Annotated in this window: 10 protein-coding genes and 1 tRNA gene; 9 read left to right on the top strand and 2 right to left on the bottom strand. The window is 37.4% G+C overall.

Features of this window, described 5'->3' with window-relative positions; genetic code table 11:
* Positions 1–62 precede the first annotated feature (62 nt).
* Positions 63–134: transfer RNA gene (locus tag ACZ5CF_RS01230), tRNA-Gln, on the top strand.
* A gap of 47 nt (positions 135–181) precedes the next feature.
* Here ACZ5CF_RS01230 and ACZ5CF_RS01225 read toward each other — a convergent pair.
* Positions 182–1,018, bottom strand: coding sequence for a universal stress protein (locus tag ACZ5CF_RS01225; protein WP_464579838.1), 837 nt, complete (start codon positions 1,016–1,018; stop codon positions 182–184).
* A gap of 166 nt (positions 1,019–1,184) precedes the next feature.
* On the opposite strand from ACZ5CF_RS01225, the gene rimP reads away from it, so the two are divergent.
* Genes rimP through infB form a run of 3 tightly spaced genes read left to right on the top strand, consistent with a single transcriptional unit; the run spans position 1,185 to position 5,603 of the window.
* Positions 1,185–1,649 carry a ribosome assembly cofactor RimP gene (gene rimP / locus ACZ5CF_RS01220; protein WP_464580857.1) on the top strand — a complete coding sequence of 155 codons (465 nt, stop codon included), beginning with the start codon at positions 1,185–1,187 and terminating at the stop codon, positions 1,647–1,649.
* 12 nt (positions 1,650–1,661) lie between these two features.
* Positions 1,662–2,894 carry a transcription termination factor NusA gene (nusA, locus tag ACZ5CF_RS01215; protein WP_464579836.1) on the top strand — a complete coding sequence of 411 codons (1,233 nt, stop codon included), beginning with the start codon at positions 1,662–1,664 and terminating at the stop codon, positions 2,892–2,894.
* 36 nt (positions 2,895–2,930) lie between these two features.
* Positions 2,931–5,603 carry a translation initiation factor IF-2 gene (gene infB, locus ACZ5CF_RS01210; RefSeq protein ID WP_464579835.1) on the top strand — a complete coding sequence of 891 codons (2,673 nt, stop codon included), beginning with the start codon at positions 2,931–2,933 and terminating at the stop codon, positions 5,601–5,603.
* A gap of 36 nt (positions 5,604–5,639) precedes the next feature.
* Here infB and ACZ5CF_RS01205 read toward each other — a convergent pair whose 3' ends face one another.
* Positions 5,640–6,035 carry an SPOR domain-containing protein gene (locus ACZ5CF_RS01205; protein WP_464579834.1) on the bottom strand — a complete coding sequence of 132 codons (396 nt, stop codon included), beginning with the start codon at positions 6,033–6,035 and terminating at the stop codon, positions 5,640–5,642.
* Positions 6,036–6,253: 218 nt separating this feature from the next.
* Between ACZ5CF_RS01205 and ACZ5CF_RS01200 the strand changes: the two genes are divergently transcribed.
* The 5 genes from ACZ5CF_RS01200 to ACZ5CF_RS01180 are packed head-to-tail and all read left to right on the top strand — an operon-like array spanning position 6,254 to position 13,535.
* Complete coding sequence (locus tag ACZ5CF_RS01200) at positions 6,254–7,534, top strand: c-type cytochrome (protein ID WP_464579832.1); 1,281 nt, start codon at positions 6,254–6,256, stop codon at positions 7,532–7,534.
* Between the two features lie 32 nt (positions 7,535–7,566).
* On the top strand, positions 7,567–10,665 hold the full coding sequence (locus ACZ5CF_RS01195) for a TAT-variant-translocated molybdopterin oxidoreductase (RefSeq protein WP_464579831.1): 3,099 nt from the start codon (positions 7,567–7,569) through the stop codon (positions 10,663–10,665).
* A 32-nt stretch (positions 10,666–10,697) separates the two neighbouring features.
* On the top strand, positions 10,698–12,425 hold the full coding sequence (gene nrfD / locus ACZ5CF_RS01190) for an NrfD/PsrC family molybdoenzyme membrane anchor subunit (RefSeq protein ID WP_464579829.1): 1,728 nt from the start codon (positions 10,698–10,700) through the stop codon (positions 12,423–12,425).
* A 12-nt stretch (positions 12,426–12,437) separates the two neighbouring features.
* Complete coding sequence (locus tag ACZ5CF_RS01185; RefSeq protein ID WP_464579828.1) at positions 12,438–12,962, top strand: DUF3341 domain-containing protein; 525 nt, start codon at positions 12,438–12,440, stop codon at positions 12,960–12,962.
* Positions 12,963–12,971: 9 nt separating this feature from the next.
* Positions 12,972–13,535, top strand: coding sequence for a c-type cytochrome (locus ACZ5CF_RS01180; RefSeq protein ID WP_464579826.1), 564 nt, complete (start codon positions 12,972–12,974; stop codon positions 13,533–13,535).
* Positions 13,536–13,552 lie beyond the last annotated feature (17 nt).

Raw genomic sequence — 13,552 nt, 5'->3', positions numbered from 1 at the left:
TTTAAAAAAAATATTTGCGCATAAAAAAGTTTGTTATAAATTTGCATCCGCAATTAAGGCGCTGGCCTATGGTGTAATTGGTAACACAGCTGATTTTGGTTCAGTCGTTCAAGGTTCGAGTCCTTGTAGGCCAACTTAAAAAACCCGCTTCACAAAGCGGGTTTTTTTATTTTTAAGGTGTTTATATGCTAAATGTAATAACCGGGCGCTTAGCGTGGTTTGCTAAATCTTCACTTATGCTACCGTTAAAAAAATGGGCAACTCCTTTTCTGCCATGTGTAGCAACTGCTATCGCGTCTGCATCTGTTTTTTGGGCGTAATGCAAAATTCCCCATTCTACTTTATGATCGTTGTAAACGGCAAAAGGCAAATCGCTAGACTTAGCTTTTTTTACAAAATTATCGTACTTAGTTTCTATTTCAGAAGAAGTTAAAAAGTTGTTTGCTGTATTTACATAAAGTAATTGTAAATAAGCACCCAATTTATCTGCTAAGTCTTTTGCTTTTTGCAAGCAAGGCACAGCAGTTTCTTCTAAATTAGTAGCTAAAACAATATTATTAAGCTTAAAATTGCTATGTTGTTTTTTTATAACTAAAACAGGAATGTTAGAGTGCCTAACTACTTTTTCTGTGTTAGAGCCTACAAACATTTCTTTAAACCCGGAGGCTCCTTCAGAACCCATAACAATTAAATCGGCATTTGTTTTTTTAGTAGCTTCAGTAATGCCTCTAAAAACATTGTTGGTTTCAACAATTTCAGAAACTATAAGATCTTTTAAATAAGGTTTGTCTTTAAATTTTTCAAACTGTTGTTGTGCTAATTTTATATAAAATAAGGCTTCGGGCAGACTGCTTGGGGTGGGGGCCATATTTATAACATCGGTTGCAGCATGTACAGGGAGCTCTACAACATGCAGTAAATGAAGTTGAGCATTAAACTTTTTGGCAAGCTGCGCAGCAACTTCTAAAGCATACTCGGCATGTTTAGAAAAATCAGTGGGGACTAGAATGTTTTTCATGAATTTTAATTTAAATTTTTGTTGTTTCTTAAAGGTAATAAATAATACAAGTACCTAAAAGTAAAAGGCTTTAAAGTTTAAATAAAAATTGTATATTTGCACCGCTGAAAGGATATAAAACGTATTCATGAGGGGACGAAAAGTCCCCTCTTTTTATACCAATAAAATGTTGCAAGAAAAAGTACAGCAGTTAGTAGCAAGTTTTTTTGAAGAAAATCCGGAGTTTTTTTTAATAGATTTTACCATTACTCCGGATAACAAAATAAAAATTGTTATAGACGGAGATAACGGAGTTACGCTTAACGATTGTGTTGCGTTAAGCAGGCATGTAGAGCATAATTTAGATAGAGAATCAGAAGATTTTGCCTTAGAGGTAACCTCTGCCGGAGCAACCACTCCGTTGCAACACGAAAGACAGTATAAAAAAAATAAAGGTCGTATCTTGCAAGTAAAAACAACACAAGGAGAAAAGTTTGAAGGAACTTTGCAAGAGGCAACCACAGAACATATAACCTTAACCTGGAAGGCAAGAGAACCAAAGCCGGTAGGGAAAGGAAAAGTTACAGTGCAGAAAACACAAGAAATTGCGCTTTCTGATATAAAAGAAGCAAAAGTGATCATAAAATTTTAATTAGAAGTTGACATGGAAAACCTTGCATTGATCGAGTCATTCTCAGAGTTTAAAGATGATAAACTCATAGATCGTGTAACATTAATGGCTATCTTAGAAGATGTGTTTAGAAATGCATTGAAGAAGAAGTATGGATCTGATGATAATTTTGATATTATTATAAACCCGGACAAGGGAGATTTAGAAATTTGGAGAAACCGTGTTGTTGTAGCAGATGGAGAAGTAACAGACCCAAACCAAGAAATTTCATTAAGCGAAGCTCGTAAAATTGAGCCGGATTTTGAAGTTGGAGAGGATGTATCTGAAGAAGTAAAACTTAAAGATTTAGGAAGAAGAGCAATATTAGCACTTCGTCAAAACCTAATCTCTAAAATTCACGAGCACGATAACACTACCGTTTACAAGCAATTTAAAGAGCTTGAAGGAGAAATTTACACTGCAGAGGTACACCATATACGTCACAAAGCTGTTATATTGTTAGATGACGAAGGGAATGAGATTATTTTACCAAAAGAAAAACAAATTCCATCAGACTTTTTCAGAAAAGGAGACAATGTAAGAGGTATTATAGAAAGCGTAGAGCTTAGAGGTAATAAGCCAATGATAATTATGTCTAGAACATCTCCGGTGTTCTTAGAAAAATTATTCGAACAAGAAATACCTGAGGTTTTTGACGGCTTAATTACCATTAAAAAAGTAGTGAGAATACCAGGTGAAAAAGCAAAAGTAGCAGTAGATTCTTATGATGACAGAATAGACCCTGTAGGAGCATGTGTAGGTATGAAAGGGTCTAGAATACATGGTATAGTTAGAGAATTAGGTAACGAAAATATAGACGTAATTAACTATACTAGCAACCCGCAATTGTTTATTACCAGAGCTCTTAGCCCGGCTAAGATTACATCGGTTACTTTAGACGATGAAAATAAGCGTGCAGAAGTATACCTAAAGCCCGAAGAAGTATCTAGAGCTATTGGTAAAGGCGGATATAATATTAGATTAGCCGGACAATTAACCGGATACGAAATAGATGTATTTAGAGAAGGAGTTGAAGAAGATGTTGAGCTAAGCGAATTCTCTGATGAAATAGATAGCTGGATAATAGATGAGTTCAAAAAAATTGGCTTAGATACAGCAAAAAGTGTGTTAGACCAAGATGTTGACGATTTGGTAAAACGTACAGATTTAGAAGAAGAAACCATTTTAGAAGTAATTAAAATTTTAAAAGAAGAATTCGAAGACTAACCGATTATAGTATCTTTGAGTTTTAAAAAGTAATATATGGCTGAAAGAGCAACAATGAGGCTTAATAAAGTTTTAAGAGAATTAAACATATCTCTGGATAGGGCTGTAGAATACCTAAACTCTAAGGGGTTTCAGGTAGATGCCAGACCTACAACTAAGATAACAGAAGAGGTATATCAAGTTCTTTTAGACGAATTCCAAACAGATAAAAGTAAAAAAGTAGCTTCTAAAGAAGTAAGCGAAGAGAAACGAAAAGAAAAAGAAGCTATTCGTTTAGAGCAAGAGCGTGAGCAGGAGCTTAAACAAAAACAACAAGCACAAAGAGAAGTTGTAAAGGCTAAAGCTAACTTAAGCGGACCGAAAACGGTTGGTAAAATAGAGTTAGAGCCAAAACCTAAAGCTCCGGCTGCCGAAGAAAAACCGGCAGAAGAAGCTCCAAAACCAAAGCAAAAAGAGAGCCCAGCTCCTAAAGCCAAAGAACAAAAGAAAGAGCCTCCAAAAGAAGAAAAAGTTGTTGATACCACCTCAGAAGAAGAGGTTGTTGAACAAGAACCCGAAAAAATAGAAACGCAATACAAAAAACTTTCCGGGCCAAAAGTTACCGGAAAGAAAATAGACTTGTCTCAGTTTGAAAAACCTAAGAAAAAGAAAGAGGAAACCAAAGACAAGAAAGAGGCTTCAGATAACAAGAAAAAAAGAAGACGTATTACCAAAGATGCACGCCCAAATAAAGGTGGTGGAGGTAACAAATTTGCAGATAAGCGCAAAAAAGGTAAAGCCAGAAACGTACCTAAAGTAGAGCCTACCGAAGAAGAGGTACAAAAGCAGGTTAGAGAAACTTTAGAGAAGTTGCAAGGTAAAACCAACAAATCTAAAGGAGCAAAATACCGTAGAGAAAAGCGTGATATTCGTCGTCAAAAAACCGAAGAAGAACTAGCGCAATTAGAAAAAGAAAGCAAGGTGCTTAAGGTAACCGAATTTGTTACCGTAAGTGAAATTGCTACCATGATGGATGTTCAGGTAACCGAAATTATATCTGCATGTATGTCTTTAGGAATGATGGTTACCATGAACCAGCGTTTAGATGCAGAAACGTTAACTATTGTTGCAGATGAGTTTGGTTATAAAGTAGAGTTTGTTACAGCAGACTTAGAAGAATCTATAGAGGAAGAAGAAGACAGACCGGAAGATTTAAAACCACGTGCTCCAATTGTAACAGTAATGGGTCACGTAGACCACGGTAAAACCTCGTTGTTAGATTACATCAGAAAAACAAATGTTATTGCCGGAGAGAGTGGTGGTATTACCCAGCACATTGGGGCGTATAGTGTAACGTTAGAAGACGGGCAAAAAATTACATTCCTTGATACTCCGGGTCACGAAGCCTTTACGGCAATGCGTGCTCGTGGTGCACAGGTAACAGACCTTGCAATAATTGTTGTTGCTGCAGATGATGATATAATGCCTCAAACCAAAGAGGCAATCTCTCACGCTCAAGCAGCCGGAGTACCTATTGTTTTTGCAATAAATAAAGTTGATAAGCCAACTGCAAATCCTGATAAAATTAAAGAAGGATTAGCAAATATGAACCTATTAGTAGAAGATTGGGGAGGTAAAATACAGTCTCACGACATTTCTGCAAAAACAGGTCAGGGCGTTAAAGAGTTATTAGAAAAAGTATTGCTTGAAGCCGAGCTTTTAGAGCTAAAAGCAAATCCTAATAAATTAGCCAACGGAACCGTTGTAGAAGCCTTTTTAGATAAAGGTAGAGGCTACGTAGCTACCGTTTTAGTACAAGCTGGTACACTTAAAATTGGTGATTATGTGCTTGCAGGTACTTGTAGCGGTAAAGTAAAAGCTATGCACGATGAACGTGGTAAAGTTGTAAAAGAGGCAGGTCCGTCAACTCCAATATCTATTCTCGGTTTAGATGGAGCGCCACAAGCAGGAGATAAATTCCACGTGTTTGAAGATGAGCGCGAGGCTAAACAAATTGCTACAAAAAGAGCACAATTACTACGTGAGCAATCAGTTAGAACACAACGTCATATTACATTAGATGAAATTGGTAGAAGAATTGCTTTAGGCGAATTTAAAGAGCTAAACATTATACTTAAAGGAGATGTAGATGGTTCTGTAGAAGCCTTAACCGATTCATTCCAAAAACTATCTACAGAAGAGATTCAAGTAAACATTATCCATAAAGCTGTTGGTCCAATTACAGAATCAGATGTGTTGTTAGCATCGGCTTCAGATGCTGTAATAATTGGGTTTAACGTAAGGCCTATGGGTAATGCTCGTTCGTTAGCAGATAGAGAAGAAATAGACATCAGAACCTACTCTATTATCTATGATGCAATTAACGATCTTAAAGACGCAATGGAAGGAATGTTATCTCCTGAGCTTAAAGAAGAGATAACAGGTACAGCAGAGGTTAGAGAGACGTTTAAGATTTCTAAAGTAGGTACGGTTGCCGGATGTATGGTTACTAGCGGTAAAATTTACCGCAACTCTGGTATTAGATTAATTAGAGATGGGGTGGTTATATTTACCGGAGAGTTAGCATCGTTAAAACGATTTAAAGACGATGTTAAGGAAGTAGCTAAAGGATACGATTGTGGTATGCAAATTAAAAATTATAACGATGTTAAAGAGGGCGATATAATTGAAGCATTCCAAGAAGTAGCCGTTAAAAAGAAACTTAAATAAAGCCACATAACAATCAAAAAAAAACGACCTAAGAAATTAGGTCGTTTTTTTTGGACTCAGCAAAAATGCTTGAGGGTATTTTTTTCTGACTTCAATTAAATGTTTGTCGGCCTCTAATCGGGTTTTAAACTTTCCTAATCTTACTTTGTAGTGTGGTGTGTCAAAATCTATTCTAACGGGCCAGTACGGAAAATCGCTTTTTACCTTTTGTTCTATTTCTTTAGCTTCATTAAACCCACCATAAAAAACTTGAATTTTATAGTAACTGTCGTTTTCAATTTTAGGGCTTAATTCGCTTTTAAGTTTCATTAGTTTTTCAATCCTTGGGTCTTGTTCAATAGCAACATAGCCATTTTGGGCATTGGTAGCAGCACAAAAACAAACAAAAAAAGCTGCTGTAAATAGAATGTTTTTAAGGTATAATGCTCTCATAATTACTGTGTTTATGCAAATGTACATGTTTAGTTGATTATAGTAACGCTAAAACTTATTTAGAATTGTTATAAATTAATAATTAACAGTTCACTAACATTTCCCAAATCGAGTCTATATTGTATTTTTGTGCTCGGATTTGAAAATCCGCTGGTTTATTACTTATGTGGTATAAGTAAAAACCGTGCCAAGATTAAGATTGATAACATATATTGAATATGAAAAAGGGTTTACACCGCAATCGAGCTTTCAACATTTTTGGTATTAGTTTAGCATTCCTGCTACTATTCTCATCTCCACTTACTGGTCAAGAAGGAGACCCTGTTAAGGGTAAGCAATTGTTTAATGCGAATTGTGCAGCTTGTCATGCTTTAAATAGAAAGATGACGGGGCCTGCGTTAGCCGGGGTAGCAGACAAGTACGATAGAGAGTGGTTGTATAAATGGATTAAAAACAGCTCGGCTTTAATTCAATCGGGAGATGAATTAGCTGTTAAAATCTGGGAAGAATATAACAAGTCTCCTATGACTGCTTTCCCGTTACTCTCTAATGAGGATATAGATGATATACTTGCATACACTTCTGCTCCACCAGAAGAACCTAAAGAAGATGTTGCTGCTGTAACTGCAGCTCCTGCTGAGGAAGATTCTGGGATTTCTAATAATATAGTATTAGCAGCATTAGCTTTGGTGTTTGCAATGCTTGTTGTTATGCTTTACTTAGTAAACAAAACATTGCGTCGTATTGCAGAAGCTAATGGAGTAGAGTTTGCTAAAGCAGAAAGTGAAAAACGCTTGCCAATCTGGAAAGCATTTGCTAAAAACCAGTTCTTGGTTTTAGTAACTGTTATTTTCTTAATGTTAATGAGTGCATATTATGTTTATGGTTACTTAATGCAGATTGGTGTAGATCAAGGATATCAGCCTGTTCAGCCTATTCACTTCTCACACAAAATACACGCAGGAGATAATCAGATAGATTGTAAGTATTGTCACTCATCTGCTCGAGTGAGTAAAACATCAGGTATACCGTCTTTAAATATTTGTATGAACTGTCATAAAACGGTTATGGAAGTTGCTCCAAGTACAGCTACTGCAGAGTACACTAAAGAGTTTTATGATGGTGAAATTCAAAAATTATACGATGCTGTAGGTTGGGATGCAGAAAACCAGCAGTATACCGGAGAGACAAAGCCGGTGAAATGGATTAGAATTCACAACCTTCCTGACTTTGCGTACTTTAACCATGCGCAACACGTAACAGTTGCCGGTATTGAGTGTCAGACTTGTCACGGTCCGGTAGAAGAGATGGAAGTATTATATCAATACTCTCCATTAACTATGGGATGGTGTGTTAACTGTCATAGAGAGACAAATGTAAAGCTTCAAGATAACGAGTATTACAAGAAAATACACGAAGAGCTTTCTAAAAAATACGGTGTAGAGAAACTTACAGCTGCTCAGATGGGTGGTTTAGAATGTGGTAAGTGTCACTATTAATAATTGTAAAAGAGTAATATATCTCATATAACATGGCATCAAACAAAAAATATTGGAAAAGTGTTGAGGAGTTAAATCCTAACAATTCCATTGTTGAGACGCTAAAGCAAAACGAATTTGTAGAGGAAATTCCTGTTGATGAGTTTTTAGGCGATAAGCAAACGCTTCAAAATACGTCTACTTCTCGAAGAGATTTCTTAAAATATGTTGGGTTTAGTACAGCTGCAGCTTCTTTAGCTGCTTGTGAAGGTCCGGTTATTAAATCGGTTCCTTATGTTGTACAGCCAGAGCAAATAATTCCTGGAGTTGCAGATTACTATGCAACTACAATTGCAGATGGTTATGATTTTGCCAGCATATTAATTAAAACCCGCGAAGGTAGGCCAATAAAGGTAGAGAATAATACAGAAGCAAAAATAAATGGAGGTGCTAACGCAAGAGTTCAAGCTTCTGTTTTATCACTTTATGATAGTTTGCGAGTGCAAGGGCCTAAGCGTAACGGTGAAAATGTAAGCTGGGATGATTTAGATGCAGATGTAGTTAACAGGCTAAACCGTATAGCATCTGGTAACAAGCAAATAGTATTACTAACACAAACCTATGCGAGTCCTGCTACAAAGCGTTTAATTGCTCAATTCTCAGAAAAATATAATAATGTAAAGCATATTGCTTATGATGCCATTTCTGATGATGCAGCGCTCAACGCTTTTAAAGCACGTTACGGAGTTAGAGCTTTAGCTGATTATGATTTTTCTAAAGCAGAAGTAATAGTTTCTTTTGCTGCAGACTTCTTAGCGGATTGGCAAGGAGGTGGATACGAGTCTGGTTATGCTAAAGGGCGTATTCCGGCAAACGGAAAAATGTCGCGTCATGTTCAGTTTGAAGCTAACATGTCGTTAACAGGTGCAAATGCCGATAAGCGCGTGCCTTTAACGCCTACACAACAAAAAATAGCTTTAGCTAAATTATATGGTTACTTAAACGGCACATCGGTTTCAGGAAACCTTCCTGAAGCTGCAGAAAAAGCTGTTAAAAGTGCTGCTGCTCAATTAAAGAAAGCAGGTAGTAAAGGAGTTGTCGTAACCGGAATTCAAGATGAAAACGCTCAAGCAGTTGTTCTCGAAATAAACGAGATGCTAAAAAGTGCTGCAATGGATGTTGCTGCACCGCGATTAATTAGAGAAGGTGACGCTAAAGCTGTAAACGGTCTTGTTGCAGATATGAAGGCAGGTAAAGTTGGGGCGCTAATTATGGCGGGTGTTAACCCAATGTACAGCTTGCCAAATTCGGCTGATTTTGCAGAAGGATTACAAAGTGTAGATTTATCGGTTGCGTTTTCAATGAAAGAAGACGAAACATCTACACAAACAGAATATATTGCTGCAGCACCTCATTACTTAGAATCTTGGGGTGATGTAGAGTTTAAAAAAGGAAACTTTGCATTAATGCAGCCTACTATTCGTCCGTTATTTGATACGCGTCAGTTTCAAGATGCGTTATTAAAATGGATGGGTAGCAACCAAACTTACTACGATTATATAAAAGAAACTTGGGAGACAACCATCCTAAATGGTTCTTCGTGGAATAAAGCATTACACGATGGTGTATTTACGGCTCAAACGACAGTAGCACAAGAGGTAAAAACTGAAGAGACTGATGTTGCAGAAGAAACTGCTCCGGTGGCTGTTGCTTCGGCTGTAAGAGCATTAAGTAATGCAGCTTCAAATGGTTTAGAGCTTACGCTTTATCCAAAAGTTGGTATGGGAGACGGTAGCCAGGCTAATAACCCTTGGTTGCAAGAATTCCCAGATCCGATTACACGTGTTACTTGGGATAACTACCTAACTGTTTCTCAGGCAGATGCCAAAGAGTTAGGTTTAGAAAACTGGAATGTAGCCAACGGAGGTTTAAACGGAAGTTATGCTAAAGTTACTGTAAACGGTGTAACAATAGATAAAGTTCCTGTGTTAATACAACCAGGACAAGCAAAAGGTTCTGTTGGACTTTCATTTGGTTACGGAAGAACAGCCGGTTTAAAACCGGAAATGCAAACAGGTGTTAACGCTTATCCGTTATACCAAGATTTTAATACCGTACAAAATGTAACTATAGAGAAAGTTTCTGGTGAGCATGAGTTTGCTTGTGTTCAATTGCACAATACCTTAATGGGTAGAGGCGATATTATTAAGGAAACTACTCTTGAGATATTTAACACTAAAGATGCGTCAGTTTGGAACGAAGTTCCTGTGGTGTCTTTAGATCACCAAGAGGTGCCTGCTACTTCTGTAGATTTATGGGATGAGTTTGATCGTTCAATAGGGCATCACTTTAATCTATCTATTGATTTAAATGCATGTACCGGTTGCGGAGCTTGTGTAATTGCATGTCATGCAGAAAACAATGTTCCTGTAGTAGGTAAAGACGAGATGAGAAAATCTCGTGATATGCACTGGTTGCGTATAGATAGATACTACTCTTCTGAAGATACTTTTGAAGAAGATAATATTAAGAAAGAAGGAATATCTGGTGTTGCAAACTCAATGAGTGAGTTTAGCGAGATGGAACAAGCTGCAGAGAACCCTCAAGTAGCGTTCCAGCCAGTTATGTGTCAGCACTGTAATCACGCTCCTTGTGAGACAGTTTGTCCGGTAGCCGCTACATCACACGGTCGTCAGGGTCAAAACCATATGGCGTATAACCGTTGTGTAGGTACACGTTACTGTGCAAACAACTGTCCGTACAAAGTTCGACGTTTTAACTGGTTCTTATATAACAACAACGACGAGTTTGATTATCATATGAATGATGATTTAGGTAAGATGGTTCTTAACCCAGATGTAGTTGTGCGTTCTCGTGGAGTTATGGAAAAATGCTCTATGTGTATACAGCGTACACAAAAAACCATCTTAGATGCTAAGCGTGAAGGTCGTCCTGTACGAATTGATGAATTTGAAACAGCATGTTCTGCAGCTTGTAGCACAGGAGCTATGGTGTTTGGAGACATTAACAATAAAGAAGATAAAGTAACTAAACTTAAAGAAAGCAATCGTGCGTATCACTTATTAGAGCACATTGGTACAAGACCAAATGTATTCTACCATGTAAAAGTGAGAAACACAGACGAAGCTTAATTAATAAATAAGGAAATAACTCGATTATAATTATGGCGTCGCATTACGAAGCACCTATACGTAAACCCTTAGTAACCGGAGAGAAAACATACCATGATGTTACCGTAGATGTAGCAGCTCCGGTTGAAGGAAGAGCTAACAAGCAATGGTGGATTGTTTTTTCTATCTCGTTAGTTGCCTTTCTTTGGGGATTGGGTTGTATTATTTACACCATTTCAACCGGTATCGGAACCTGGGGATTAAACAAAACTGTAGGTTGGGCCTGGGATATTACTAACTTCGTTTGGTGGGTTGGTATTGGTCACGCCGGTACACTAATTTCTGCAGTACTTCTCTTATTCCGTCAAAAATGGAGAATGGCAATTAACCGTTCTGCAGAAGCAATGACAATTTTCTCGGTAGTTCAGGCAGGATTGTTCCCAATTATTCACATGGGTCGCCCATGGCTAGGATATTGGGTGTTGCCTATACCAAACCAATTTGGTTCGTTGTGGGTTAACTTTAACTCACCGTTACTTTGGGATGTATTTGCGATTTCTACTTACCTATCGGTATCATTAGTATTCTGGTGGACAGGTTTATTACCAGACTTTGCAATGATTAGAGATCGCGCTGTTAAACCTTTCCAAAAGAAAATTTACAGCTTAGTAAGTTTTGGTTGGAGTGGTAGAGCTAAAGACTGGCAACGTTTTGAAGAAGTATCTTTAGTGTTAGCAGGTTTAGCAACGCCATTAGTACTTTCTGTACACACCATCGTATCGTTTGACTTTGCTACATCGGTAATACCCGGATGGCACACCACAATATTCCCTCCATACTTCGTTGCCGGAGCTATTTTCTCTGGTTTCGCAATGGTAAACACCTTACTTATTATAATGCGTAAGGTTTGTAACTTAGAAGATTACATTACAGTACAGCACATAGAACTTATGAATATTATTATCATGATTACAGGTTCTATTGTAGGTTGTGCTTACATCACCGAGTTATTTATAGCTTGGTACTCTGGAGTAGAATACGAGCAATATGCATTTTTAAACCGTGCTACAGGGCCTTACGCTTGGGCATATTGGGCAATGATGACATGTAACGTGTTCTCACCACAGTTTATGTGGTTTAAGAAACTTAGAACAAGCATTATATTCTCGTTCATCATATCAATAGTTGTAAACATAGGAATGTGGTTTGAGCGTTTCGTAATTATCGTTACCTCACTTCACAGAGATTATTTACCATCTTCTTGGACTATGTTCTCGCCTACATTTGTAGATATAGGAATTTATATTGGAACAATTGGATTCTTCTTTGTACTATTCTTATTGTATGCAAGAACATTCCCTGTAATTGCACAAGCAGAGGTGAAAACCATTTTAAAATCATCTGGTGAGCGTTACAAAAGACTTCGTGAAGAAGGAAAAAGTTTAGTTGGTGCAGCTGCAGATCCAAGAACATCAAACTATAATACAACAGATGAGCCAGCTGTATCTGTAAAAGAAGTAGATACAGAAAAAGTAAATACTTTACTTGAAAGAATAGGAAAATTTGATCCGAATACCCAAACTCCAGACGATTTAAAGAAGATTAGTGGAATTGGACCTAAAATGGAAGAAGCTTTAAACAGCTTGGGTATTTACACTTATGAGCAAGTAAGTAACATGACTCAAACTGAATACGACCTGTTAGATGAAATCACCGGTTCATTCCCTGGAAGAGCACAGCGTGATGATTGGGCGGGTCAAGCAAAAGATTTATTAAAATAATAAAAGGTTACTATGGCATCTAAAGTAGTACAAGCTTTATATAACGACGATGATGTGCTAATGCAAGCCGTAAAAAAAGTACGTGCAGCACACCATCATATAGAGGAAGTTTACACTCCTTTTCCGGTGCATGGTTTAGATAAGGCCATGGGATTAGCACCAACTCGTATAGCAATAACATCGTTTATGTACGGGTGTTTAGGATTAACAGTGGCTATTGTAATGATGAATTACATTATGATAGAAGATTGGCCACAAAACATAGGAGGTAAACCTAGTTTTAGTTACATAGAAAACATGCCGGCTTTTGTGCCAGTAATGTTTGAGCTTACGGTATTCTTTGCAGCTCACTTAATGGTTATAACGTTTTACTTGCGTAGTAAACTATGGCCTTTTAAAAAAGCAGAAAACCCGGATGTTAGAACAACAGACGATCACTTTTTAATGGAAGTGGCTGTACATAACAACGAAGAAGAAATTAAAGCATTATTACAAGAAACAGGAGCCGTAGAAATTAAGGTTTCAGAAAAGCATTAAAATAAAACTATGAAGCGTTTTGTTACATTAGGTTTGGTACTGGGAGTAGTTGCTACAACAACTTCGTGCTTTAATAAATCAGAGCCTAACTATCAGTTCATGCCAAACATGTACGAATCTGTTGGGTATGAAACCTATGTTGAGTCTGATGCATTCCCTAACGGAGTAGAAGCACAATTACCTCCTGAAAACACCATAAAAAGAGGTTGGATGCCCTATCCGTACAAAAACACAAACGAAGGAAGAGAGCTTGCTACAGTAGAATTAGTAAATCCGTTAGACTCTTTACAAGCCGATGAGCACCTAAAAAAGGGTAAAGAGTTATACGACATTTACTGTGCAGTATGTCATGGTGCTAAAGGAGACGGACAAGGAATTCTTGTTCAAAGAGAAAAAATTCTTGGTATTCCAAGTTATGCAGACCCAGCCAGAAACCTAACAGATGGTCGTATATATCATGCCATTTACTACGGTTTAAACTCTATGGGAGGCTATGCCAACCAATTAAACGAAACAGAGCGTTGGCAGGTGGTTATGCATGTTCAAAAGTTAAAACAAGATTTGTCTAAATAATTAAAGCGATAGCTAAG

It is taken from the genome of Lutaonella thermophila (assembly GCF_055387725.1).
The sequence above is the reverse complement of the archived record's forward strand: the minus strand, read 5'-3'. Positions and strand labels throughout refer to the sequence as shown.